18 protein-coding genes and 1 tRNA gene are annotated in these 24,850 nt (G+C 66.3%); 10 read left to right on the top strand and 9 right to left on the bottom strand.

Going from position 1 to position 24,850, the window contains the following annotated elements; all coding sequences use genetic code 11:
• The first annotated feature begins 181 nt into the window (after positions 1-181).
• From fdnG to LGR64_RS12770, 7 genes are all read left to right on the top strand, one after another.
• Positions 182-3,247, top strand: a complete 3,066-nt coding sequence (fdnG, locus tag LGR64_RS12740; protein ID WP_080518199.1) for a formate dehydrogenase-N subunit alpha — start codon at positions 182-184, stop codon at positions 3,245-3,247.
• A gap of 10 nt (positions 3,248-3,257) precedes the next feature.
• A complete protein-coding gene (gene fdxH, locus LGR64_RS12745; protein ID WP_012205325.1) occupies positions 3,258-4,187 on the top strand; it encodes a formate dehydrogenase subunit beta in 930 nt (309 codons plus the stop codon).
• On the top strand, positions 4,184-4,810 hold the full coding sequence (locus LGR64_RS12750) for a formate dehydrogenase subunit gamma (protein WP_012205324.1): 627 nt from the start codon (positions 4,184-4,186) through the stop codon (positions 4,808-4,810). Before fdxH ends, LGR64_RS12750 begins: the two co-directional genes overlap by 4 nt.
• A 212-nt stretch (positions 4,811-5,022) precedes the next feature.
• Positions 5,023-5,997, top strand: a complete 975-nt coding sequence (fdhE, locus tag LGR64_RS12755; protein ID WP_141836105.1) for a formate dehydrogenase accessory protein FdhE — start codon at positions 5,023-5,025, stop codon at positions 5,995-5,997.
• Between the two features lie 14 nt (positions 5,998-6,011).
• Entirely contained in the window at positions 6,012-7,478 is a 1,467-nt protein-coding gene (gene selA / locus LGR64_RS12760) for an L-seryl-tRNA(Sec) selenium transferase (protein WP_141836101.1), read from the top strand.
• 10 nt (positions 7,479-7,488) lie between these two features.
• Entirely contained in the window at positions 7,489-9,432 is a 1,944-nt protein-coding gene (gene selB, locus LGR64_RS12765) for a selenocysteine-specific translation elongation factor (protein WP_230355646.1), read from the top strand.
• Between the two features lie 179 nt (positions 9,433-9,611).
• A tRNA-Sec gene (locus LGR64_RS12770) sits at positions 9,612-9,707 on the top strand.
• A gap of 33 nt (positions 9,708-9,740) precedes the next feature.
• Here the strand turns inward: LGR64_RS12770 and LGR64_RS12775 are convergent.
• From LGR64_RS12775 to LGR64_RS12790, 4 genes are all read right to left on the bottom strand, one after another.
• On the bottom strand, positions 9,741-10,247 hold the full coding sequence (locus LGR64_RS12775; protein ID WP_141836095.1) for an OmpA family protein: 507 nt from the start codon (positions 10,245-10,247) through the stop codon (positions 9,741-9,743).
• 1 nt (position 10,248) lies between these two features.
• Positions 10,249-11,478 carry a sensor domain-containing diguanylate cyclase gene (locus LGR64_RS12780; RefSeq protein WP_013802667.1) on the bottom strand — a complete coding sequence of 410 codons (1,230 nt, stop codon included), beginning with the start codon at positions 11,476-11,478 and terminating at the stop codon, positions 10,249-10,251.
• Positions 11,475-12,032: a YfiR family protein gene (locus LGR64_RS12785; RefSeq protein ID WP_043820934.1), complete on the bottom strand. Its 558-nt coding sequence runs from the start codon at positions 12,030-12,032 to the stop codon at positions 11,475-11,477. Before LGR64_RS12785 ends, LGR64_RS12780 begins: the two co-directional genes overlap by 4 nt.
• Before the next feature lie 182 nt (positions 12,033-12,214).
• Positions 12,215-13,039 carry a GNAT family N-acetyltransferase gene (locus tag LGR64_RS12790; RefSeq protein WP_141836092.1) on the bottom strand — a complete coding sequence of 275 codons (825 nt, stop codon included), beginning with the start codon at positions 13,037-13,039 and terminating at the stop codon, positions 12,215-12,217.
• A 99-nt stretch (positions 13,040-13,138) separates the two neighbouring features.
• On the opposite strand from LGR64_RS12790, the gene selD reads away from it, so the two are divergent.
• Complete coding sequence (gene selD, locus LGR64_RS12795) at positions 13,139-14,197, top strand: selenide, water dikinase SelD (protein ID WP_141836089.1); 1,059 nt, start codon at positions 13,139-13,141, stop codon at positions 14,195-14,197.
• A gap of 106 nt (positions 14,198-14,303) precedes the next feature.
• On the opposite strand, the gene LGR64_RS12800 is transcribed toward selD, so the two are convergent.
• A complete protein-coding gene (locus LGR64_RS12800; protein WP_141836086.1) occupies positions 14,304-16,754 on the bottom strand; it encodes a penicillin acylase family protein in 2,451 nt (816 codons plus the stop codon).
• 156 nt (positions 16,755-16,910) lie between these two features.
• A complete protein-coding gene (locus LGR64_RS12805) occupies positions 16,911-17,390 on the bottom strand; it encodes an Lrp/AsnC family transcriptional regulator (RefSeq protein ID WP_012205315.1) in 480 nt (159 codons plus the stop codon).
• A 661-nt stretch (positions 17,391-18,051) separates the two neighbouring features.
• Here LGR64_RS12805 and LGR64_RS12810 point away from each other — a divergent pair.
• Positions 18,052-19,542 (top strand): GGDEF domain-containing protein, encoded by a 1,491-nt coding sequence (locus tag LGR64_RS12810; RefSeq protein WP_141836083.1) that lies wholly within the window; start codon positions 18,052-18,054, stop codon positions 19,540-19,542.
• Between the two features lie 32 nt (positions 19,543-19,574).
• Here the strand turns inward: LGR64_RS12810 and LGR64_RS12815 are convergent, their stop codons facing one another.
• Positions 19,575-21,395: a methyl-accepting chemotaxis protein gene (locus LGR64_RS12815; protein ID WP_141836081.1), complete on the bottom strand. Its 1,821-nt coding sequence runs from the start codon at positions 21,393-21,395 to the stop codon at positions 19,575-19,577.
• A gap of 800 nt (positions 21,396-22,195) precedes the next feature.
• On the opposite strand from LGR64_RS12815, the gene LGR64_RS12820 reads away from it, so the two are divergent.
• Positions 22,196-22,489, top strand: a complete 294-nt coding sequence (locus LGR64_RS12820; protein WP_012205312.1) for an H-NS histone family protein — start codon at positions 22,196-22,198, stop codon at positions 22,487-22,489.
• Between the two features lie 487 nt (positions 22,490-22,976).
• On the opposite strand, the gene LGR64_RS12825 is transcribed toward LGR64_RS12820, so the two are convergent.
• Complete coding sequence (locus LGR64_RS12825; protein WP_065345697.1) at positions 22,977-24,539, bottom strand: methyl-accepting chemotaxis protein; 1,563 nt, start codon at positions 24,537-24,539, stop codon at positions 22,977-22,979.
• Positions 24,529-24,831: a hypothetical protein gene (locus LGR64_RS12830; RefSeq protein ID WP_141836078.1), complete on the bottom strand. Its 303-nt coding sequence runs from the start codon at positions 24,829-24,831 to the stop codon at positions 24,529-24,531. The genes LGR64_RS12825 and LGR64_RS12830 overlap by 11 nt, the downstream gene beginning before the upstream one ends.
• Positions 24,832-24,850: the final 19 nt, after the last annotated feature.

A 24,850-nucleotide genomic window follows, 5' to 3' on the forward strand; every position in this document is an offset into this window, starting at 1 on the left:
TCAACTGATGATCCCGCCGGGTGGCGCCCCGGCAAGCCCCGCGCAGCAAGGCCTGGCGTGGAGCTTGCGCGCGAATGCCGCACAGGGCGACTCAGGATTAAGGGTTATTTCCCGGATTGATTCCGGGGTGCACTCGTAGAATTTGCTTACAAGCGTCAATTTCTATTAGAAGGTACCCCACATGGTCCAATTCTCCAGACGCCAGTTCATGAAAGTGACTGGTTCGACTCTGGCCGGATCCAGCCTGGCGTTGATGGGCTTCTCGCCCACTGCCGCCCTGGCTGAAGTGCGCCAGTTCAAGCTGGCCGCCACCACGGTCACCCGCCAGACCTGTACCTACTGCTCGGTAGGCTGCGGCATCCTGATGTATTCGCTGAGCGACGGCGCCAAGAACGCCAAGCTGTCGGTGATCCACGTCGAGGGCGATCCGGACCATCCCGTCAACCGCGGCACGCTGTGCCCCAAGGGCGCCTCGCTGCTGGACTTCGTCCATAGCCCGCACCGCCTGAAGTACCCCGAGTACCGCGCCCCCGGCTCCAACGAGTGGAAGCGCATGTCCTGGGACGAGGCGCTGACGCGCATCACCAAGCTGCTCAAGGACGATCGCGACGCGAACTTCGTCGAGCAAAACGACAAGGGCCAGACGGTGAACCGCTGGCTGACCACCGGCATGCTGGCCGCCTCGGCATCCAGCAACGAAGCCGGTTACGTCACACACAAGGTTGCCCGTTCCTGGGGCCTGCTCGCACTAGATAACCAAGCACGTGTCTGACACGGCCCGACGGTGGCAGGTCTTGCCCCGACGTTTGGCCGTGGAGCGATGACGAACCATTGGGTCGACATCAAGAACGCGGACGTTATCCTGATCATGGGCGGCAATGCCGCTGAAGCACATCCCTGCGGTTTCAAGTGGGTGACCGAAGCGAAGGAGCACAACGGTGCGCACTTCATGGTGGTCGATCCGCGCTTCAACCGTTCCGCCTCCGTGGCCGATTTCTACGCCCCCATCCGGTCGGGCTCGGACATCGTGTTCCTGGGTGGCGTGATCAACTATCTGCTGACGAACGACAAGATCCATCACGAGTACGTGAGGAACTACACCGACTTCTCGTACATCGTGAAGGAGGAGTTTGCGTTCGACGAAGGCATCTTCTCGGGCTACGACCCGCAGACACGCAAATACGACAAGTCCAGCTGGGACTATGAGCTCGACGCCGACGGCTACGTGAAGGTGGACGCCAGCCTGCAGCATCCGCGCTGCGTGTACCAATGGCTCAAGCGCCACTACGCCAGCTACACGCCCGAGAAGGTGGAGAGCGCCTGCGGCACGCCCAAGGAAAAATTCCTGCACGTGTGCGAGAAGCTGGCATCGACCGCCGTGCCGGGTCGCGTCGCGACCATCCTGTACGCACTGGGCTGGACACAGCACACCACGGGCGCGCAGATCCTGCGCACGGGCGCCATGGTCCAGCTGCTGCTGGGCAATATCGGCGTGGCCGGCGGCGGCATGAACGCGCTGCGCGGGCACTCCAACATCCAGGGCCTGACGGACCTGGGCATCCTGTCGGCCTCGCTGCCCGGCTACCTGACGCTGCCCAACGAAGGCGAGCAGGACTACCAGAAGTACATCGACGCGCGCACGCCCAAGGCCATGCGCCCGGGCCAGATGAACTACTGGTCGAACACGCCCAAGTTCCACGTGAGCCTGATGAAGGCCTGGTGGGGACCGGCGGCCACGGCCGAGAACAACTGGGCCTTCAACTACCTGCCCAAGCTGGACAGGCAGTACGACATGCTGCAGGTGTTCGACCTGATGGCGCAGGGCAAGATCAACGGCTACATCGCCCAGGGCTTCAACCCGCTGGCGGCCCTTGCGAACAGCAACAATGTGCGCGAAGGCCTCAAGAAGCTGAAGTTCCTGGTGATCATGGACCCGCTGGTCACCGAGACATCGGAGTTCTGGCAGAACCACGGCGAGTTCAACGACGTGGATCCGGCATCGATCCAGACCGAGGTGTTCCGCCTGCCCACGACCTGCTTTGCCGAGGAAGACGGCGCCGTCGTCAGCTCCTCGCGCGTGCTGCAGTGGCACTGGAAGGCGGCCGAGCCTCCGGGCGAGGCCAAGACCGACATCGCCATCATGTCGGCCCTGCACCTGCGCCTGAAGCAGGCCTATGAGAAGGACGGCGGCAAGTTCCCCGAGCCGATCACCAAGCTGTGGTGGCCCTACGCCCATGCCGATCATCCGACCTCGGAAGAGATCGCCAAGGAGTACAACGGCCGCGCCCTGGTGGACCTGTTCGACCCCAAGGACCCGACCAAGCTCATCCGCAAGGCCGGCGAGCAGCTGGCCGGCTTCGGCGAGATGCGCGACGACGGCACGACGATGGGCGGCTGCTGGATCTGGGCAGGCTGCTGGACCTCGTCCGGCAACCAGATGGCCCGGCGCGACAACAGCGACCCCACGGGCATAGGCAACACGCTGAACTGGGCCTGGGCCTGGCCGGCCAACCGCCGCGTGCTCTACAACCGCGCCTCCTGCGACCGCAACGGCCAGCCGTTCGATCCCAAGCGCACGCTGATCCGCTGGAACGGCAAGGCCTGGGGCGGTGCCGACGTGCCCGACATGGGGCCGACCATGCCGCCGGAGACCACCGATCCGTTCATCATGAACCCCGAGGGCGTGGCGCGCTTCTTCGCCCGCAAGGGCATGAACGAGGGACCGTTCCCCACCCACTACGAGGCCTTTGACAACCCGCTGGGATACAACCCCATGTATCCCGACAACAAGCTGGCGGTCATCAACCCGGCCACGCGGATCTTCGACTCCGTCAAGGATTCGGCGGGCTCGCCCAGCGAGTTCCCGCACGTGGGCACGACGTACCGCCTGACCGAGCACTTCCACTATTGGACCAAGCACGTTCAGCTGAACAACATCGTTCAGCCCGAGCAGTTCGTGGAAATCGGCGAGGCGCTGGCCAAGGAGCTGGGCATCGAGACCGGCCAGCATGTGAAGGTCAGCTCCAAGCGCGGCTTCGTCAAGGCAGCCGCCGTGGTGACCAAGCGCATCAAGCCCATGAAGATCGATGGCAAGACCATCCACCACGTGGGCGTGCCCATTCACTGGGGCTTCTCGTCGACGGGCCGCAAGGGCTACATGGCCAACAACCTGACGGCATCGGTGGGCGATGGCAACAGCCTTACCCCGGAATCCAAGACCTTCCTCGTGAAGGTGGAAAAGGTTTAAGGAGCAGCTGATGTCATCAACCATGTCTCTCGATATCAAGCGTCGCTCGGCCACGACGACGCCTGCTCCCAGTGCGCGCGAAACGCACAGCGGCGAGGTGGCCAAGCTCATCGATGTCTCCAAGTGCATCGGGTGCAAGGCCTGCCAGACCGCCTGCATGGAGTGGAACGACCTGCGCGACGAAATCGGAACCTGCGCAGCCGGCGTCTATGACAACCCGACCGATCTGACCGATCAGTCGTGGACCGTCATGCGCTTTACCGAGTACGAGAACGAAGCGACCGGCAACCTGGAGTGGCTGATCCGCAAGGACGGCTGCATGCACTGCGAGGACCCGGGCTGCCTGAAGGCCTGCCCCTCGCCGGGCGCCATCGTGCAGTACAGCAACGGCATCGTGGACTTCCAGCAGGACCAGTGCGTGGGCTGCGGCTACTGCGTCACGGGCTGCCCGTTCAACATCCCGCGCATCTCCAAGAAGGACCACAAGGCCTACAAGTGCACGCTGTGCTCGGACCGCGTGGCCGTCGGCCGCGAGCCTGCCTGTGTCAAGACCTGCCCCACGGGCGCCATCATGTTTGGCACCAAGGAGGCGATGAAGGACCAGGCCGAGCACCGCATCGGCGACCTCAAGCGGCGCGGCTATGCCGAGGCGGGCCTGTATGACCCGCAAGGCGTGGGCGGCACCCACGTGATGTACGTGCTGCATCACGCGGACAAGCCTTCGCTGTACAAGGGCCTGCCCGACGACCCGAAGATCAGCCCCATGGTGTCCCTGTGGAAGGGCGTTGCCAAGCCGCTGGCCATGGCCGCGCTGGGCGCAGCTGCCGTCGGCAGCCTGTTCCACTACATCACCAAGGGCCCGAACGACGTGTCCAAGGAACTGGAAGACGAAATGGACCGCAAGGACCAGGAAGCCGCTGAAAAGGAGGCCCGCCGATGAAACGCAATCCACGTGACCTGGTGCGCTACAACGCATCGGAGCGTGCCAACCACTGGGTGGTCGGCATCTGCTTCATCCTGCTGGCGCTGTCGGGCCTGGCGTTCTTCCACCCGGCCTTCTTCCCGCTCACGCAGCTGTTCGGCGGCGGGCCGTGGACGCGCATCCTGCACCCCTACATCGGGGTGGTGATGGCGCTGTTCTTCATCATCATGGCGCTGCGCTTCTGGCGCCTGAACGTGGTTGAGCCGCGCGACATCGAGTGGCTCAAGAACGTCAACAAGATGATCGACGGCGACGACCACGACATGCCCGAGCAGGGCAAGTACAACGGCGGCCAGAAGCTGCTGTTCTGGGGCCTGGTCATCGGCATGCTGGCGATCACCGTGACCGGCGCGCTCATGTGGCGCGCCTGGTGGACGCTGCCCGTCAACGTGGTGCGCGCCGCCTCGGTGGTGCATGCCATTGCGGGCGTGTGGATGATCGGCCTGATCATCATGCACGTGTACGCGGCCATCTGGACCCGGGGCACCATCCGCGCCATGCTGTACGGCACGGTGACGCGGGCCTGGGCCAAGCAGCACCACCGGGGGTGGTATCGCAAGATGACCGGGGACAACGACTGAGCCCCCTGAGCGGCTGCGCCGCTTCCCCCTCTCGCTTCGCGGGGGGGACGGCACCCTCGGTGCGGGGCGGCCCTTCCTCGGTGCCCCTGCTCTGGGGCACGCCGGTTTCATAGGCCAAGGACAATGCGCAACCCCGTGTTAGCCTTTCGCCTGAAGCCACCAGCCGCCCGGCGTCCCTGGACGCTGGGCGATTGTCTTTTTGGAACATTCCAATGCAACGCATTCTTCAACCCGGCGATATCGAGTCGCTGGACCACACCAGTTTTCCGCGCGTGCTGCTGCCGCAGTTGCCGGGGCTGTTCGTCGAGCGGGCGGCGCGGCTGCGGCAGCTGGCCGAGGGCAATCCGATTGCCGATTACCTGCGGTTTGTGGCGCAGATCGTGGACGCGCAGGCCAAGGCGGCCGGGCAGTTGACGCTGGCCGAGCCCGATGCGGCGCTGATCGCGCGGGCGCAGGAGCATTCGATGCCGCTGCTGCCTGCCGCCGACCATATCGATGCCGCTTGGCACGGTGTGCTGGACCGCATGCTCGATACCCTGTCGGGCGCCGATGGCCTGCCTGCGCCGCTGCAGCCGCTGCTGCAGGAGCTGCGCGCGCTGGACACGGCCGGGCGTGACGAGATCGCGCAGCGGCTGCTGCAAAAGGAAGTGGCGGCCCGCCACGTGGGCATGGCGCCTTTTGTGATGGCTGCGCTGCAGGTGGTGTTTGCCACGCGCGCCAGCGGCCTGAGCGCACGCGACGTGCCCTATACCGATCCCGCCTCGATCTGCCCCGTCTGCGCCAGCGAGCCCGTGGCCAGCGTGCTGCGCATCGGCGGCAAGGCGGCGGGCCACCGCTACCTGCACTGCGGCACCTGCTGCACGGAGTGGCACATGGTGCGCGTCAAGTGCTCCCACTGCGAGTCGACCAAGGGCGTCGAGTACCAGGGCATCGATGGCGCAGGCGATACCGTGCTGGCCGAGACCTGCGAGGAATGCGGCAGCTACCGCAAGGTTGTCAACCAGGAAAAGGACCCGATGGCCGAGCCACTGGCCGACGACCTGGCCTCGCTGATGCTGGACCTGCTGATGGGCGAGGAGACGCGCTTTCAGCGCGCCAGCGCCAATCCCCTGCTCTACGTGGCCTTTGCCGAGGAGCAGGACGAGGCCGGCGACGCGCTGATCGACCCCGCCACGCCTGCTGCCTGACCCTTTCGCACGCCATGACCGATACCGCCGCCCCCTCTGCCGCATCCTCTGCCGCCTCCCCTGCCCCGTCCGCGCTGCGCCTGCCTGCCGTGGACAAGGTGCTGCTGAGCGCCGACATGCTCGCGCTGCGCGAGCGCCACGGCCTCGATGCCTGCACCCAGGCCGTGCGCGAATCCCTGGCGCAGATGCGGGCCGATGCGCAGGAGCGGCTGCGGTCCGGCGAGCCCGATGCAGGCGCGCCAGGCATCACCGAGGTGGTGCAGGCGGCCGGCCTGCGCCTGGCGAGGCGCTTTGCGCCCCGGCTGCGCACGGTCTTCAACCTCACGGGCACGGTGCTGCACACCAACCTGGGCCGCGCCCTGCTGCCGCAGGAGGCGGTGGACGCCGTGGTGGCAGCCATGACGGCGCCGGCCAACCTGGAGTACGACCTGGAGGACGGCGGCCGTGGCGACCGCGACGACCTGATCGAATCCCTCGTCTGCGAACTCACGGGCGCCGAGGCCTGCACCGTCGTCAACAACAACGCCGCCGCCGTGCTGCTGACCCTGGCCACGCTGGCGACCGGGCGCGAAGTCATCGTCTCGCGCGGCGAGCTGGTGGAGATCGGCGGCGCCTTCCGTATTCCCGACGTGATGACGCGCGCAGGCGCCACTCTGGTCGAGGTGGGCACCACCAACCGCACCCATGCGCGCGACTACGAAGGCGCTGTCGGCGAACACACCGGCCTGCTCATGAAGGTGCATTGCAGCAACTACGCCATCACCGGCTTCACCAAGGCCGTGAGCGACGCGGAGGTGGCATCCATTGCCCATGCGCACGGCCTGCAGATGGTGGTGGACCTGGGCAGCGGCACCCTGGTCGATCTGCGCGAATGGGGCCTGCCCTACGAGGTCACGGTGCGCGAGACCATCGAGTCGGGCGCCGACATCGTCACCTTCAGCGGCGACAAGCTGCTGGGCGGACCGCAGGCCGGCCTGATCGTGGGCCGCAAGGACCTGATCGCCCGCATCAAGAAACACCCGCTCAAGCGCGCACTGCGCGTGAGCAAACTCACCCTGGCCGCGCTGGAGCCCACGCTGCGCCTGTACCTGCACCCCGAAAAGCTGGCCGAGCGCCTGACCACGCTGCGCCTGTTCACGCGGCCCCAGGCCGACATGCAGGCCCGCGCGCAGGCGCTGCAGCCGCTGGTGCAGCAGGCGCTGGGCAGCCGCTACGTGGTGGAAACCGCCGAGATGAACAGCCAGATCGGCAGCGGCGCCCTGCCCGTGGAAAACCTGCCCAGCTGGGGCCTGCGCCTGCATCCGGCCGACGGTCGCCAGGCCGGCCGCCAGCTCACCCGGCTGGAGGCCGGCCTGCGCAGCCTGCCCCGCCCCGTCATCGGCCGGCTGCATGACGACGCGCTGTGGCTGGACCTGCGCTGCCTGGAAGCGGCCGACGAGCCTGCCTTCACCGAACAGCTGCCGCTGCTGCACATCGCCTGAGGACGAACGCATGATCATCGGCACCGCCGGCCACATCGACCACGGCAAGACCACCCTGGTGCGCGCGCTCACGGGCGTGGACACCGACCGCCTCAAGGAAGAGAAGGCGCGCGGCATCTCCATCGAGCTGGGCTATGCCTACACGCCGCTGCCCAATGGCGAGGTGCTGGGCATCATCGACGTGCCCGGCCACGAGAAATTCGTGCACACCATGGCCGCAGGCGCCGTGGGCATAGACCATGCCCTGCTGGTGGTGGCCGCCGACGACGGCGTCATGCCGCAGACGCGCGAGCACCTGGACATCCTGCAGCTGCTGGGCGTGCGCGAAGCCACCGTGGCACTGACCAAGGCCGACCGCGCCACGCCCGAGCGGCTGCAGCAGGTGCGCGCCGAGATCGAGTCCCTGCTGGCGCCCACGCCGCTGGCCGGCGCGCCGGTCTTCCCTACCGCGGCAGCCCTGCCTGACGACGCAGGCGTGGCGCAGTTGCGCGAGCACCTCATGGCGCGCGCCCAGTCCATTCCCGCGCGGGCCAGCGACGGACTGTTCCGCCTGGCCGTGGACCGCAGCTTCACGCTGCCTGGCCAGGGCACCGTGGTCACGGGCACCGTGTTCGGCGGCCAGGTGAAAGTGGGCGACACGCTGGTGCACTCGGCCTCGGGCACCGAGGTGCGCGTGCGCAGCCTGCATGCCCAGAACCAGGCCAGCGAACAGGGCCTGGCCGGCCAGCGCTGCGCGCTCAACCTGTCGGGCATTGCCAAGGAAGCCATCACGCGCGGCGACTGGATCGCCGACGCCCGGCTGCTGCAGGCCAGCGACCGGATCGACGTGCGCCTGCAACTGCTGGCCGATGCGCCATCACTGGCCCAATGGACGCCTGTGCATGTGCACATCGGTACGGCGCGCTGCACGGCCCACGTGGCCCTGCTGCAGGACCAGCCGCTGGGCCCGGGCGAACAGGCCATCGTCCAACTGGTGCTGGACATGCCCGTACATGCCCAACCCGGCGACCGGCTCATCGTGCGCAATGCCCAGGCCAGCCGCACCATTGCCGGCGGCAGCGTCATCGACCCCTTTGCACCCGCACGCAAGCGCCGCAGCCCCGAGCGCACGGCCTATCTGCAGGCGCTGGAATCGCTGATTGCCACCGGGGATGCCAGCGCGCTGGTGCAAGGCGCGGCGCACGGCATTGCCATGTCGCAGCTCATGCGCCTGACGGGCCGCGCATCGGTGGCCACGGATGCCCGCCTGCACCGCCTCCCCCTTGCCGAGGGCGATACGCTGCTGCTGGGCGAGGCACGCTTGCAGCAGCTGCGCAACCAGGTGCTGGACAGCATGGCGCGCTTCCACGACAAAAGCCCCGACGAGCCCGGCGTGAACGCCGCACGCCTGCGCCGCATGGCACTGTCGGGCCTGGTGCATGCAGGGCATGACGCGCTGTGGAAAGGCCTGCTGCAAGCCCTGCTGCAGGACGGCAGCCTGGCCGCCAGCGGCGCCTGGCTGCACCTGCCCGGCCACAGCGTGCAGCTGTCGGACAGTGAAAAGCAGATCGCCCAGAAACTGCTGCCCGCCATCGAGGCCGGCCGCTACGACCCGCCCTGGGTGCGCGACCTGGCCCGTGACAGCGCCACCGGCGAGGAAACCGTGCGCCAGCTGCTGCGCAAGCTCGCACGCCAGGGCCAATTGTTCCAAGTCACCAAGGACCTGTTCTACACGGCAGCCCGCATGGACGAACTCGCGGCCCTGGTCCGCGAGCTGGCCTCCTCCACCCCCAACGCCGAAATCCAGGCCCACGCCTTCCGCGACGCCACCGGCCTGGGCCGCAAACGCGCCATCCAGATCCTCGAATTCTTCGACCGCATCGGCTACACCCGCCGCCTGCGCGACGCCCACCTGCTGCGCCCCGATGTGCAGTGGACTTCCGGCAAAGAGGCCGCCAATTCCAGCCAAGGCTAAAAACGGCGCCGCTACAATAGCGAGCTTTGCTTCACCACGGCATCAGCAACCGGCGCGGCCCAAGGCGAGGGACACCGAGCAAGGGCCGCCCCGCCGCAAGGGTGTCGTCCCCCTCCCCCGCGAAGCGGGTAGAGAGGGGGAAGCGGCGTAAGCCGCTCAGGGGGAGCTTCAAGCCAGAAGGAAAGCATACGCACCCGGTGGTGCGCCCGGGCTTCAAACCCGGTCAGGGGCGTCAGCCGCTCCTGGGTAGGTTCGACTCCTGCTGCTTTCCGCCAATCCCCCCGACTCTGATTCCAGCCAGGTTCCGGCTATTGCAAGGGCACGACGATGGCCACGCGGCGGTTCTCCGCTGCATCGCTGGGCACCACGGGCATGGCGCGGCCCAGGCCCTTGACCTCGATATCCTGGCGCGCCAGGCCAGCTTCGGCCAGCACATCGGCCACGGCCTCTGCGCGGCGCAGCGACAGGCGCATGTTGTAGGCATCGCTGCCGCGATCGTCCGTATGGCCTTCCACGCGCAGCCGCTCGATGCCCACGCCCTTGAGGGCACGGCCCAGCTCCAGCACCTTGGTGCGCGCCTGGGCGCCGACTTCGGCCGAATCAAAGCCGAACAGCAGCTTGCCCGACATCTGCAGCTCCCAGCCCTGGTCTGCCTGCGCAAAACCTTGGCTGCGCAGCAACTGCTGCTGTTCTTCGGTCAGCCCCGGCGCCTTGGCCGGCGCCTGCGGCACCGTCTGGCAACCGACCAGCGCAAGGGCCAGCACTGCGGCCGTACCTGCGCCGCACATCCGGATCCAGCTCCGTCGTTTCAACATGTCATCCTCCTGTGATTCGTTCGGCCTGGCGCATGGCCTTGGCCTGGTACATGGCCTGGTCTGCATGGCGCATCAGCGTCTCCATGCTCTGGCCATGCTTGGGAAAAAGGGCGACGCCCGCGCTGACCGAAGGCTGCAGCACCACGCCGTCGCCAACGACCAGGGGCTCGCGCATGGCGGCCTCTATCTTGTCCTGCACCATCTGCGCATCGCCACCGCCGCCGATGGGATAGAGCAGGATGGCGAATTCGTCGCCACCCAGGCGGGCGACCAGATCGGTCTCGCGCACCTGCGAGCGCAGCCGGGCACCCACCGCCTTGAGCAGCACATCGCCCACGGCATGGCCGTAGGCATCGTTGACCTGCTTGAAGCGGTCGTTGTCCAGAAACAGCACGGCCAGCTTCTGCCCGCTCTCCGCCGCGCTGTCCAACGCCTGCTGCAGTCGCTGCTCGAAATGCAGCCGGTTGGCCAGCCCAGTGAGGCTGTCGCGAGAAGCCTGCCGCTCCAGGGCCGAATTTTGCTGCTGCAGCCGCTCATGGCGCGTCTGCAGCTCGGCCAGCAGTGCGTTGAAGTTGTCGCCCAACTCGCGCAGCTCGGCAATGCGCGCCAGCGGCACGCGCTGGTCCATGGATCGGTCATGGCGCACGGCCCGGGCCACGCGCGCCAGCTGCTGCAGCGGCTCGGCAATGTCGCGCAGCATGCGGCGCGACTGGCGCAGGCCCACATAGCCGCTGACACCCACGCACAGCACCAGCACGATGAAACCTGCGCCCAGGAAGCGGACCAGGCCCACGCCATCGCTGGCCAGCTGCACACTGCCTACCAGCCTGCCGTCCTGGCGCACATCGGCCTCGGCGCGCGGCAGGCCAATGCCCACGGCCAGCAGCTCCCCGATGCTGGACAGCGCCGAGCCACCATGGCCCGACCACCGCACGAACGGGCGGCCCTCGGCATCGAAGACCTCGGCGTGGGCCACGCCTTCGCCACGCAGCAGCTGGTCCAGCACGCGGGCGGCCTCGTCACGGTCACCGAAGACCAGCGATGCCTCGACCGTATAGGCCAGCGAACGGGCCACCAGATGCAGGTTGTTGGACAGGTACAGGCGCAGGGTGGCCACGCCGACGATGAGCAGCAGCGCCCCCGCCAGCGCGATGGCCACCGCCGCCATGCGCAGGTGCGCGCGGCGGATCACGTTGCGCAGGGAGGCATTGCCGGACAGGGACAACTTCATGGCAAGGTCCTGTGGCGCGCCAGTTGCAGCACCTTGGGATTGACACGCAGGCCGCTACGGGCCACGGAGTCGAGGCTGACCTCGAAGCCCGCGCCCTCGCCACGGCGGCGCAGGCAGAACATGGCGCCGATGCGGCACAGCTCGCCCCGCTCGCTGATGGTCAGCAGCGGCCGCCCGGCCAGCTGCTCCATGAGCTTGCGCCAGGCCGCCTCATCGAGCTGGCCGGCATAAATGCCCTCGCATTCGACCAGGGCGCGCGCGTCGACGGGCACCACGCGCCGCACTTCCAGCCGCTGGCTGCCCACGGTCTGCGGGGCGCCATTGAGCAGGTCGTCGGCATATTCGGTGGAGCCCACCACGCACAGCCGCAGCACGGGGCTTTCCGTGGGCCAGCGCGTGTAGCCCAGGATGCCTACGACGGTGCGGGTCACCCCCAGCTCATGCTCATCGGCCGCCGGCTCCGCATGTGCCTGCCCCACCAGCCCGGCCTGCAGGGCCAGCAGGCCCACGACCAGCCAGGCCCCGGCAGACAGGCCTTTGATCCTGCAATCCATGCCCCACCTGCGGTGTGTTTGATGTATGCGATGTGTGCGAGCTGCCAACCAAGGCTCCTTGAACGGAATATCCATGCATTGCGCCACGCTGGCGCACTGAAGCATTTTTTCACATATCGACCCCATCGGGCCGCCGGGACTGTCACGCCGGGGCGCCCGTGATGGGCCAATGCGGCAACACATCAAAGCGCAGAGGCAGGCAGCCGGTAGTGATAGCCGTAGAGTGCCTGAAAGCCCAGGCTTTCATACAGCCCGCGCGCCACCATGTTGGGCGCACGCACCTGCAGTTCGGCCCATTGCGCTCCCTGCGTCTGCCCCCAGTGCATCAGGCCATGCACCAGCGCCCGGCCCAGTCCCTGGCCGCGCAGCGCAGGCGTGATGACGATGTCATACAGGCCCACGCAGCCGCGCTCCACGACGGCCAGGCCAAACCCGGCCACCTCGCCGCCCGCTCCACCGCCCACTTGCAGCGAAGCAAATGCGGCGGGCCAGGCAATGGACTGCAGCATATGGTGGTGCGCCTGCCTGTGCTGCTCCGGCACGGCGCCGGCCTCGGCAAAGCCCTGCAGCCAGGCCGTGCCAGGCCGAGCTTGAATGGCAAGGGTCCAACCCTGGTCGTTCGCTGGCGGCGCCATGTCCGTCAATGCGGCACGCATCACCAGGGAAGGGTCGGCCAGCAGGTAGCCTGCCTGCGCCAGCTGTGCATCCGCCTCGGGACTTGCCAGAGGCGAGAGACGAAAGATGGCAGGCAGGCCCTGGCGCTCGTAGAAGGCCTCGATCTGCGGCAGCAAGGCGCCAAGGCGGGCGCCGGGCTGCTGGGCATTGGCCGAGTTGGCGCGCTTGGTATGGCCCTGCGCAGCGCGCAGCAGCCAGTGGCCGCAGAGCACGGTGCGCTGGGCCGGCCAGGCGTTGAAGCCGCGCTGCTCCACGCCCACCACCGTCTCGGGATCGCATTCCACGGATGCGCGGTCATGAGTGAAAGACTTGGACATGCCCGCTTGTACCATGGCCGCCCGCCGTGCCCGCCCATAATATGGCGCGCCGCCGCGCTGGCGGCAGGCACTCTTTCCCACTACTGCGATCGCCGCCGATCGCCGGATTGCTCCATGACCACAGACACCTCCCAAGCCCCCCGACTCACCTCGCTGTCCCATGGCGGCGGCTGCGGCTGCAAGATCGCACCGGGCCTGCTGGCGGAGCTGATCGGCAAGAGCGCGCTGCCCAAGCACTTCTTCCCGGACCTGCTGGTGGGCACGGAGACCGCCGACGACGCCGCCGTCTACCGCATCAACGACGAGCAGGCCATCGTGGCGACCACGGACTTCTTCATGCCCATCGTGGACGACCCGTATGACTTCGGCCGCATCGCCGCGACGAATGCGCTGTCCGACATCTACGCCATGGGCGGCCAGCCCCTGATGGCCCTGGCCATCGTGGGCATGCCCATCAATGTGCTGCCGCACGACACCATTGCCAAGATCCTGGAAGGTGGCGAATCGGTCTGCCGCGATGCCGGCATTCCGCTGGCCGGGGGCCACTCCATCGACTCGGTCGAGCCCATCTACGGCCTGGTCGGCATAGGCATCGTCAACCCCCGCCAGATGAAGCGCAATGCCGACGCCCGGGCCGGCGACGTGCTGATCCTGGGCAAGCCGCTGGGCGTGGGCATTCTGTCGGCCGCACTCAAGAAGAACCTGCTGGACGAGACCGGCTACCGCGCCATGGTGGAAGCAACCACCCTGCTCAACCGCCCCGGCACGGCGCTGGGCAAGATGGACGGCGTGCACGCGCTGACCGATGTGACGGGCTTCGGCCTGCTGGGCCATGGCCTGGAACTGGCACGCGGCGCGGGCCTGACGGCACGCATCGACAGCCGCAGCCTGCCCGTGCTGCCCACGGTGCAGGGCTTTGCCGAGCAGGGCGTCATCACGGGCGCCTCGGGCCGCAACTGGGCCTCGTATGGCGCGCAGGTTGCGCTGGGCGCCGGCATCACCGATGCGCAGCGCGCGCTGCTGACCGATCCGCAGACCTCGGGCGGCCTGCTCGTGTCCTGCGCGCCGGATGTTGCCGATCAGGTGCTTGCACTGTTTGCCGAGCAGGGCTTTGGCAGTGCCGCCATCGTCGGCCGCATGGAGGCGGGCGAGCCGCGCGTCATCGTGGACTGACGGCCAGCGCATTCCAAAAGCAACGGGGGCCTCGGCCCCCGTTGCTTATTGCACTCCCGGCGAGCCGCCAGCGAACCGGCGGCCCGTCACCGGGTTTCAGGTGGCTTCACTCGCTCACGGTCTGCGTCTTGTAGGCCGGGCTGGCCTGGATGGCGCTGTCGGTGAACGGCAGCTTGAGCCATTGGCGCGCGCCGTAGGCCTTGGTGTAGTCCACGTAGTGGGCCGAGGCCGGGTCGTCCGACAGCGAGAAGGTCAGGAAGGTATGGGCCTCCACACCGGCCGACGGGAAGCTCACCACCTGCATGTAGCTGTTGCCGTGCGGCTGCCCGTCCATGCTGTAGCCGCCCTGCTCTATCTTGTTTTCCGAGCAGGTGATGGTGAAGTAACCCACCTCGCCGCAGCCGCCATACAGCGCGATCTTCTCGCCGCCGCGCTGCGAGAACAGCACGGTGCCGCGCGCCGCATCCATGGCAAAGCCGCTGGCCTGCACGGCCTTCACGCCTTCTGCAAATGCCTTTTGCAGCGCCGCCTTGGCCGTGGGCTTGATGCCACGCGGCGTGTTGACGGGGTCGGCCGCATCGAAGGGCACGGCATACAGGTCGGCCGATTTGATCTGGCTGGCCACGCGCTTCCAGAACTCGTCCCAGACATGGGAACCCCTGGATGCCGCCGTGCCCGTGCCGTCCCAGGCCTGCAGCGCCGTGCAGGCAGCCGACACGTCCACCGTTTCACCAGCCGTGGACACAGGGCCTGGACAGACCTGGGCCAATGCCTCGTCCTTGAAGCGCGCGCTGTAGACACGGCTGTCCAGCACCATCTGGCGAACGATGTCGCTGGTGGCCAGCTTGCCCGGATAGCCGTCCGTGCCCGCCAGCCGCTGCAGCGCCATGGTGTGGCCCATGCGCGTGCGCAGGCTCTGGGCCGACGAAGTGGATCCGAAGATGGCCGGATAGCCGGTCAGCGGCGCCGAGGCATTGGACAGCCAGTAGCTGTCATTCATGTTGCCCACGTAGTCGCTGCGCAGCAAATTGGGCATACGCGCGGGGCCGATGGCACCCGCCTGCACCGAATCCGCATCCGAACTCCAGTCGCACTGGCTGCTGCCACCGGCCAGCACCGGCACCTGGGGCAGCGCCGCGTTGATGGCGGCCGAGGCGGGCGTGGCACAGGCCTGCAGTTGCGCGGGCGGCACGTTGGGCACGGCGCCGATGTCGGCATACCAGACCTGTGCGTTGCCGCGCCCTGCGGCCACGGTGTTGACCCAGGGAATGGCCGACTCCTCCTTCTGGATGCGGATGAACTCGTCCAGCGACCTGGCCTGGTTCCAGCGCAGCCAGTTGCGGAAGGTGCGGTAGTTGTAGGCGTTGATGTCGCGGATGGCGAACACGCTCTGCGTGGTCCAGCCCAGCGCCGGGTCCATGGCGCCCAGGTTGACCACCGGGCCGTGCACGGTCTTGTACAGCGTGCGCGTGACCTGGTCCTGCCCGCCGGAGGCATTGCGCACGCTCACGGTGATCTTGCTGGCCTGCATGGCCTCGGTCTTGCCGTCACGCACATAGCGGGTCGGGTCATTGGGCGCCAGCTGGTACATGAACAGGCCGAAGCGCCGCGCCGTGGATACGGTGTGGCTCCAGGCCACGTCGTTGTTGAAGCCGATCAGCACCATCGGGATGCCCAGAAAGCTTGCGCCACTGACATCGATCTCGCCGGGAATCGTGAGCTGCGATTGATAGAAGCGGTCCGGCCCCTTCCAGTACCAGTGCGGATTGCCGAACAGCACGCTGCTGCCGCCGCCCGTGGCCTGCTGGCCAAAGCCGTACATGTTGCTGCCGATGCCCGTGGTGCCGCCCACCTGCAATGATGGCGCCACCACCTGCCCCGGCTTGAGCGCGGCCAGCTGCGTCGCGGCCGGCAGGGCCTTCGCCAGCCTGGCCGAGGCCGTTGCTGCCGCAGCCGCTGCAGGCGGCACGGCATTGGCGATCTGGGCCACGAAGTTGCTGTAGCCGCCGGCCAGATTGGCCGTGTACATGCGCCGCCAGATGTCCTGCGCGGTGATGGCCTGCACCCAAGGCTGGCCCGCGCAGGCCGCATTGGTCTTGGCCCCGGCCGGGGTCTCGCGCACCACGCGGTTGTAGCCGGCCACGAAGCCATCGACCAGTTGCTTGAGCTTGTCCGGCTGGGCCTGGATCATGGCGGCCACGGCGTCATCGGAGACGACATGGCGGAAGAAGAAGTCCGAGTCGAGATTGCGCGGCCGGTCGATGGTGCTGTCGTAGACGGCCTGGGCATCGCCGCCAAGGTAGCGCGAGCGCTCCCCGCGGTACGTCAGGAAGGAGTCGGCCATGGTGCACAGGTTGTCCTGCGCCTGGGCATAGCCGGCGCCATAGCCCAGGCCCGTCCAGTCCTTGGCCTTGATGTGCGGAATGCCCATTTCCGTGCGGCGGATCTCCGCGCTGTACTTGCTGCTGGAGCCGTCGCCCGATCCGCCGCAGGCCGCCAAGGCGGCCAGGCAAATCAATGACAGGGGCTTCCATCCACTGCGAACCGCTGGGTACATGCTTTGTCTCCTGGTGTTATGCGTACACAAAGAAAGGCCCCTGTTGGTACGGGGGCCCACAACAGCATAGGAGGGCCGCAAGGGACTGCCTACCCGGCAGTTTCACTAGCAGATGTCAGAGACCCGACAGGGGTTGCAAGGGCTGCAGCGCGCCCGTCAAGCAGCGGATTCGCCCGGCTGGCTCAGGGCCGCCGTCGTGCGCCGGTCGATCTTGCGGCTGAGCACCACCGAGGTGTAGGTCTGCTGAATGCCGTCGATCAGGCCGATGCGGTCCAGCAGCGCATCGAGCTTTTCATTGCTCTCGCAGCGCACGAACACCATGTAGTCGTACTGGCCGCTGACGGCAGAGACCTCCTCGACCTCGGTGAAGCGGTTGAGCGCCTGCATGACCAACGTCGCAGTCTTGGGCTGCACGCGGATGCCGCAATACGCCCGCACGGCAGACTGCTCCACGCGTGCGCCCAGGCGCACGCCGTAGCCGGCGATCACGCCCTCTTGCTCCAGCCTGGCAATGCGCGCCACCACCGTGGTGCGCGCCAGATTCATCTGCCGAGCCAGATGAGCGGTGGAAGCCCGCGCATTGGTCTGCAGCAGACGCAGCAGCTGGCGGTCGGTTTCATCAAGACGGTATTCCATGCGGTTCCCTGGATTTCAACGGCAAGCACCCATGGAGGCTGCCCGGATGTGGTTCAACACTTCGGCAGAGATCTCCCCCAATCCGGCGATTTTATGCGTTGCGCATCGTCGTTCTATCGATAGGAGCTGCACTTTTCCTGGCACCGCGGTGGCTGGAATGCCTCTCCAACCCTCGCCGAACGGCAGCCGCCCCAACTGGCACCACCAGCTCTTGGGATATTCATTAGAAACAAAAGTAACTAATTACAAATTCCTGGCGCGACACGAAGCAGGGACCACGCAGGGACCTGACTACGGAACCGCATGAATCCTTAGCATGCATCCCATCTTTCCTTCACAAAAGCTGCTCCAGGCGCACCGCTGCCACTTGCGGCAGTGCTGATCGGGCTTAGCGGCGCCTGCGAAACGCTTTCATAGCTGCTGTATGCAAGATGGATCAGTACTTGCAAATACATGCATTTCCGCTAGATTGGCCCCGCAGGCGTAAATTTTGTGTACTCAAGTTACCCCGCGCGTCTTGTTTGATTTGCCCCGAGGAGGATTTCCTGTTCCCGCTGCCCGCCGGGCCGCTCGTTCACCACCATGACAAAGGCATGGCCGCCATGCCCGACGAACGCGCGCAGAGTCCGGTGCCTCCATTCGGTCTCCACAGGGGAGACATATGTCACATCGCGCCGCATCCGGAGATCCGTGGAGCCTTCCACAAGTTGCAACGCCCTGGCGGGACAGCTTTGTGCTGGGCGGGGTGCTGTTCCTGTGCTCGGCCGTGGCGCTGGGCCTGCGCTCTCCGGAGCATCTGTCGTCCCTGTGGCTGTCCAACGCCCTGCTCCTGGGCTGGATGCTTCGCAGCCCTGCCTACAGCCATAAACACGGCTGGACGGCTGCCGCCGTTGCCATGGCGCTGGCCGAATGGCTTTCTGGCAGTCCGCTGGACCAGACCCTGTGGCTGACCTTTGCCGACCTGGCCGCCGTGGCCTGCGGCTGGGTGATGATGCGGCGCCTGCCGCAGCGGGTTCAGCAGATGCGCTCCCCTTCCTCGGTGCTGCATCTGGTGATGTGCAGCCTGCTGGTGAGCGTGGTCGGAGCCGTGCTGGGCTCGGCGGGCATGCACCATCTCATGCATTGGCCCTGGCAGCCCATGATGGCCATGTGGTTCAGCAGCGAGTTGATGCACATGACCCTGTTGCTGCCTGTGCTGCTGAGCCTTCCGGCAAAGCTGGAGCCGCTGTCCTGGCGCAGCCAGCCATTCAAACAAACGGCGCAGGCCTTGCTGCCGCTGCTTGCCCTGGCGATTTCCGAATCCATTGCCATCTACCTGGGCGGACCAGGCGCGCTGTCGCTCACCATGCCGGCCATGCTGCTGTGCGCCATGCGCTATCGGCTGTTCGTGGTCGCCCTGCTCAACCTGGTCAGCTGTGCCATCAAGCTGGCCACGTTTTCCCATGTGTTGTTCAGCTCGCCCAACACCGAGCTGGAGACCACGTTCTCCTTCCGCCTGGGTCTGGCCATGCTGTCGATCGGACCGCTGGCCGTAGCCTGTACGCTCATGGCTTTCAAGGACATGCTCAGCAAGCTGCGCCATGCAGTGAACCACGATGCGCTGACCGGACTGCTGGCACGCACCAGCTTTCTGGAGCGCGCACAGCGCACGCTGGAGCGCCTGCAGCGCGAGCGCCAGTCAGGCGCCATGCTGATGCTCGACCTGGACCACTTCAAGCACATCAACGACCGCCATGGCCATGCCGCCGGCGACCGGGTACTGCAGGAAGTCTCGGCCCGCCTGTCGCAGGCGCTGCGCCCGCATGAACTCATAGGCCGCCTGGGCGGCGAGGAGTTTGCGGTGCTGCTGCCCGGTGCCGACTGCGTCACGGCCAGAGCCGTGGCCCAGCGGCTGTGCGAGGCCACGCGCGAAATTCGCATCGACATGAACGATGGCGCAGCCATCTGCCCCACGCTGAGCATTGGCATAGGCTGCACGAACATGGCCTACCCACCGCTGGGTTTGAGTGCCTTGCTGCGCATGGCCGATACCGCGCTGTACCAGGCCAAGGCCAGCGGCCGCGACCGCTACTTCGTGGCCGGCGAGCGGCCGGGCGAGGCCGACTCACCGGCCTTTGCCTGCGAGCATTCCGGGGGCGCCAAAGCGGCCTGACACCAGGCACCGCCTCGGCGTTTTGCCAGCGCTCAGCGCAGGCGGCGGGTGCCGTTTCCTTCGTCGAGCTTGAAGCCCGCCACGGCCTGCGCCAGCTGCACCGCCTGCTGCTGCAGCGACTGCGCTGCGGCCGTGACCTCTTCCACCAGGGCAGCGTTCTGCTGCGTGACCTGGTCCATCTGGCCGATGGCGCTGCCCACCTCGGCAATGCCACGGCTTTGCTCCTGGCTGGCGTTGCTGATCTCGGCCACCAGCGTGCTGAGCTTGCGCACGCCGTCCACGGCCTGGTCGATGGTGGTGCCCGCATTGCGCACCAGGCGGCTGCCCGTGTCGATCTGGCCCACGGAATCATCGATCAGCGCCTTGATCTCCCTGGCCGCCGTGGCGCTGCGTTGCGCCAGCGTGCGCACCTCGCTGGCGACCACGGCAAAGCCCCGACCCTGCTCGCCGGCGCGCGCCGCTTCCACCGCTGCGTTCAGCGCGAGGATGTTGGTCTGGAAGGCAATGGAGTCGATCACGCCGATGATGCTTTCGATCTTGCGTGCCGAAGCCTCGATGCCGCCCATGGTCTGCACCACCTGGCCCACGGCTTCTCCGCCCTGGGTGGCGATCTGCGAGGCGCTGGTGGCCAGCTCGCTGGCCTGGCGGGCATTGGCCGCGTTCTGCTGCACGGTTGCCGTGATCTGCTCCATGGCGGCTGCCGTCTGCTCCAGCGAGCTGGCCTGCTGCTCGGTGCGTGACGACAGGTCCTGGTTGCCACCCGCAATCTCTGCCGAAGCCATGCGCACCGATTCCGACGACTCGCGAATGCGCAGCAGCACCGTGGCGATCTTGTCCACGAACTGGTTGAAGGACTGGCCGATCTGCGCCAGCTCATCGCGGCCGGCAGAGGTGAGGCGGCGGGTCAGATCGCCTTCGCCCGAGGCGATGTCCTGCAGCGCATCGCGTGCCACGGCCAGGCGGTTGAGCATGCGGCGCAGCGCCACGGTCAGCAGCACCGCCGCGCCCAGCACGGACAGCACGGTGATGAGGGCGGCCACCTGCAGCAGCGCCCGCACCGAATGCGTGGCCTGTGCGCGGTCGATCACCACGGCCAGCGTCCAGGGCGTGCCCTCGACCTTGGCGGCGTAGAGCATCTGCGGCTCGCCATCGAGCACCAGATCGGCGCGGCCGCCCTGCTCGGCCAGGCGCTTGATCAGCGCGGCATCGAGTTCAGGGGCAATCGCGGAAGCGGGCTTGAGCGCCAGCTCGGGCTTGGCGTAGGCCAGCAGGCGGCCTTCGCCATCAATCAGAAAGGCAAAGCTTTTTTCCTGGGGACGGATGGCGGCCACTTTTCTGGACATGGCGGCCAACCGCACATCAGTGCCGACAACGGCCGTGATGGCGCCCGAGCTGCCGACCGGATCGACAAAGCTGATGGTCAGCTCGCCGGTGCTGGCATCGACATAGGCCGGCGTCACGCCTGGCCGGCCTTCGCGCACAGCCTGCTTGAACCAGTCGCGCTGGGTTCCGTCGTAGTTCTCCGGCATGGGATGGGTGAACACGGCGCGTTTGTCGGCATGGACGAAATAGGCGTCATCGAAGCCGCCAGCCTGCTGGCCGGCCAGCAGGAAGGGAACGGGGTCCGGCTGGTCAACCGCTTTTTTCAATGAGCCGGTGATGCGCTGCTTGTCCTGAACCCAGTCGGTCAGTGTGGATGCATGGGCCCGCGTGAGCTGGCCGATGTTTTCGTCGATATCGGACAGCGTGCTGCTGCGCGCCGTCCAGAAGGTGGCCATGGACAGCGCGAACAGCGCGGCCACGGTGATTGCTACGCAGATGAGGATCAGGCGGGCACGAAGTGTTTGAAACATGATGCGTAGTGAAGGCAAAACGAGGGCTGTGAATGCCCACCGAGCCTATCCGAGACGCATCGGCCGCCAGAGCTCGAAGAGTGCGTACTTGCCCTTGTAATTGCCTGCTTCTTGCGTGCGAAGAAGCCCGCTGGCTAGCCCCTTCGTGCAGGCACTGCATTGCTGGCAGCGCCGCCCGAGCTGCAGTCGTCAGCCTTTTGCAAGAACCAGTCACAAGCTTGAAGGATGCGTGCTATAGTGTCAATTTGTAACACAGAAACTTACCGCCCTGGCTGCGGGATTTTTCTGTCGCAAACGCCAGCGCCTTGATTCCAGGACCCTGCCGTTTGCGCCGCGCACCCTGTGTTTTTCCCTCCCTCATATTTTTGGGGTGCACCACGCGGCCTTTTCTTTCCTTGCATGGACTGCCATTGATCGAGAGTGGCTTCCCATCGGGGCCGGCAGGGAGCCGGGCAAGAAAGTGTTTCACCTTGATACAAAAATGCCGATAAGAAGGCACATCTGTCATTCAAGGGAATGAGAAACATGAAGCGATGCATCATCAAAGTGGCCGGCGCCTGCTACACAGCCCTGTTCCCCAGCACTTGCGCCGCTGTGGCAGACGCGATGGCCCGGTTTCCATACGCTACAAAAATCAGCGTCCGACTCGCCTAGACTCGGGCAAGATGGGAATCTGTTCTCAGACAGGTTCGAGGCAATACGCCTGTCGTCGTCCGGGTGTTGCGCGGCAGTGTAGGCTCACTTTGCCAAAAGTCTCCTAAGATTCCTTTATATTGGCAGATCAACATCCATTGATATACATGACTACCGACTACAAGACACTGCTGCAGCAGAAAGCCCATCTCGAAGCCCAGATCGCCGAAGTGCTCAAGACCGAGAAGTCCGGAGCCATTGCTCAGGTGCGCACCATCATCGACCAATACGGATTGACCGAGGCCGACGTCTTCCCTTCGTCCAAAGCCAAGGCTGGTGGCGGTTTCCGCGTGGTCGGCGTCCCCAAGTACCGCGACCCGGCCACGGGCGCGACCTGGACCGGCCGTGGCAAGCAGCCCCGCTGGATCGAAGGCAAGGACCGCACTCCCTTCGCCATATGAGGTCCGGCGCAACCCGCCCCCTGGCGGCCACCAAGCTGCGACAGAGCCCGCCAAGTGCGGGCTTTTTGCTGCCAGAAGCAACGGGTTAACCCTATTGCTCAGAAGTTACAAATTCTTCAATGTAGTGCAGATGCGTGAACCCGATGGGTGCCGGCATGTTTCGGTACCCAAGCAATCACAACAAGGGAAACAGCAGGTATCACACAGGGAACTGTCCTACAACCCTGCTCTCCAAAATCATGTTGGCCACGTCTTTGCAGCAAGCGCAAGCCATGTGGATGCAACCACGCAGCGGCAAGGTCCAGGCGGCCACTGGAGCGATCCGCAGCCACCACGAACCATTTTCCAGCCGGGCCAGGGAGACTATCTCCTCCCTCCCCTCTCACTGACTTACCCTGGCAGGCCCGCAAGGGCACCGGCTTTTCTCTTCAAGGACCGCCCTCGGGCGGTCCTTTTTTCTGCATGTGTTATTGCGCCTTGGTGCTGGTCAACGCAAGGCTGGCACGGCATGGCCCACCTTGAACACGGCCACCATGCCCGACAGGCGCTGCGCCTGGTCGCTGAGGGCGGCGGCCGCCGCTGCGGACTCCTCAACGAGAGCCGCATTTTGCTGCGTCATCTGGTCCAGCTGGCTGACTGCCTGGTTGACCTGGCCAATGCCGTCGCGCTGCTCGGTGGAAGATGCCGTGATCTCGCCGATCATGTCCGAGACTTTGCGCACGCTGCCCACGATATCGTCCATGACCTGTCCGGCCTGGGCCACCTGGGCCGAGCCTTCCTGCGCGGCATCGACCGAGGTGCTGATCAGCACCTTGATCTCCTTGGCGGCCTCGGCGCTGCGATGGGCCAGGGCCCGCACTTCACCGGCCACCACGGCAAAGCCGCGGCCCTGCTCGCCTGCGCGGGCCGCTTCCACGGCAGCGTTCAGCGCCAGGATGTTGGTCTGGAAGGCAATGGAGTCGATGACACCGATGATGTCGGAGATGCGGCGTGCGCTGTCGCCGATGCGATCCATGCTGGCCACCACATGGCCCACCACGGCGCCGCCGCGCTCGGCGGCCTGGGCGGCGCTGCCGGCCAGATGATTGGCCTGGCGCGCGGTGTCGGCCGCCTGACCCACAGTGGCGGTCAGTTGCTCCATGCTGGCGGCCGTTTCCTCCAGATTGGACGCCGTCTGCTCGGTGCGCGAAGACAGGTTGTGGTTGCCCGCGGCAATCTCGGTGGATGCGGTGGAGATGGAATGCACGCTGTCACGCACCTCCGTCACCAGGCCGCGCAGCCGCGCCGCCATGCCCGAGACCGAGCGCAGCAGGTGGCCGAACTCGTCCTTGCGACTGTCATCGGCCGACACCGTGAGGTCGCCCTGGGCGATGGCGTCCGTCAGCTGCACGGCACGTTCCAGCGGGCGGGTGATGGCCCGCGTCAACACCAAGGCCAGCGCCAGGCCCGCCAGAAGGACCACGCCCTGGACGATCCAGGCCAGCACGCTGGCCTGCTGCCGGGCGGCCTGGGCCTGCTCGCGGGCTGCATCGCGCTGGCTGCGCTGCAGCTGCACGAAGACTTCCAGCGAGTCCACGTAGCGGCCAATGGCACCCAGGTACTGCTGCTGGACGAACTCACGGAATGCCGCTGCATCGCCGGTCAACTTGATCTCGCGCGCTCGCTTGTTCAGTGCCAGCACCTCGGTGCGGATGGCGGCAATGCGCTCCAGCGCCGCCTTATCGGCATCACTGGCGCCCTTGACGATCTCGGCCTGCAGCTTGGTGATCAGTGCCGAGCCTTCCTTGACCCGGCCGTCGAGCAGGCGGGTCAGTTCCTCATCGGTGGAGGCATTGCTGGCCAGAACCCGCTCGCCCGTGGTCTCCGTTGCGCCCTTCCATTGAATGGCCAAGCTGATGCGACTCTCGTACTCGGACAGCGTCTGCATGCCGTGGTCCATGGCGCGAGCCGCCGCAAACTGTGCCCAAAGCGATACCGCAAGCATCATCGCCAGCAAGCCGCCCAGCGTGCCCCAAAGCTTGGCGGACACGCTCCATTGATCAAATTTCATTCGTAGCACTCTCGTCGGAAAAACCGAATACAGGAAAGGTGAAACAACAGGCCGCGCACATCAGCGGCGACCGTTTTCCGGCGCAACGCCTTGCCATATCGGCATAGGCCACCAATCCGGAAAAGATGACCTGCTCTTTCGTCACAAATGCCCGGGACTTGAGGCCGCTGCACGGGTAGGCCCGATATCGCCAGCCGTGCACAACGCAGAACATGCGCCCATGCGCCCATGCGGCCGCAAGCGCCGTGGCAACGGATGCAAAATGGACCGGCGCTTCGGAATGCAGCACCATTCAATGCCGCAATCGCGAA

The organism is Delftia sp. Lp-1 (genome assembly GCF_020523835.1).
GTDB lineage: Bacteria > Pseudomonadota > Gammaproteobacteria > Burkholderiales > Burkholderiaceae_C > Comamonas > Comamonas acidovorans.

Bases quoted from the DNA above. Each gene is read 5' to 3' on its own strand.
- selD (WP_141836089.1), top strand. From the start codon at position 13,139: ATGACCACAGACACCTCCCAAGCCCCCCGACTCACCTCGCTGTCCCAT.
- LGR64_RS12815 (WP_141836081.1), bottom strand. From the start codon at position 21,395: ATGTTTCAAACACTTCGTGCCCGCCTGATCCTCATCTGCGTAGCAATC.
- fdxH (WP_012205325.1), top strand. From the start codon at position 3,258: ATGTCATCAACCATGTCTCTCGATATCAAGCGTCGCTCGGCCACGACG.
- LGR64_RS12800 (WP_141836086.1), bottom strand. From the start codon at position 16,754: ATGTACCCAGCGGTTCGCAGTGGATGGAAGCCCCTGTCATTGATTTGC.
- LGR64_RS12775 (WP_141836095.1), bottom strand. From the start codon at position 10,247: ATGTTGAAACGACGGAGCTGGATCCGGATGTGCGGCGCAGGTACGGCC.
- selB (WP_230355646.1), top strand. From the start codon at position 7,489: ATGATCATCGGCACCGCCGGCCACATCGACCACGGCAAGACCACCCTG.
- LGR64_RS12780 (WP_013802667.1), bottom strand. From the start codon at position 11,478: ATGAAGTTGTCCCTGTCCGGCAATGCCTCCCTGCGCAACGTGATCCGC.
- LGR64_RS12805 (WP_012205315.1), bottom strand. From the start codon at position 17,390: ATGGAATACCGTCTTGATGAAACCGACCGCCAGCTGCTGCGTCTGCTG.
- LGR64_RS12785 (WP_043820934.1), bottom strand. From the start codon at position 12,032: ATGGATTGCAGGATCAAAGGCCTGTCTGCCGGGGCCTGGCTGGTCGTG.
- LGR64_RS12830 (WP_141836078.1), bottom strand. From the start codon at position 24,831: ATGGTGCTGCATTCCGAAGCGCCGGTCCATTTTGCATCCGTTGCCACG.
- LGR64_RS12825 (WP_065345697.1), bottom strand. From the start codon at position 24,539: ATGAAATTTGATCAATGGAGCGTGTCCGCCAAGCTTTGGGGCACGCTG.
- selA (WP_141836101.1), top strand. From the start codon at position 6,012: ATGACCGATACCGCCGCCCCCTCTGCCGCATCCTCTGCCGCCTCCCCT.
- LGR64_RS12810 (WP_141836083.1), top strand. From the start codon at position 18,052: ATGTCACATCGCGCCGCATCCGGAGATCCGTGGAGCCTTCCACAAGTT.
- fdhE (WP_141836105.1), top strand. From the start codon at position 5,023: ATGCAACGCATTCTTCAACCCGGCGATATCGAGTCGCTGGACCACACC.
- LGR64_RS12750 (WP_012205324.1), top strand. From the start codon at position 4,184: ATGAAACGCAATCCACGTGACCTGGTGCGCTACAACGCATCGGAGCGT.
- LGR64_RS12820 (WP_012205312.1), top strand. From the start codon at position 22,196: ATGACTACCGACTACAAGACACTGCTGCAGCAGAAAGCCCATCTCGAA.
- LGR64_RS12790 (WP_141836092.1), bottom strand. From the start codon at position 13,039: ATGGTACAAGCGGGCATGTCCAAGTCTTTCACTCATGACCGCGCATCC.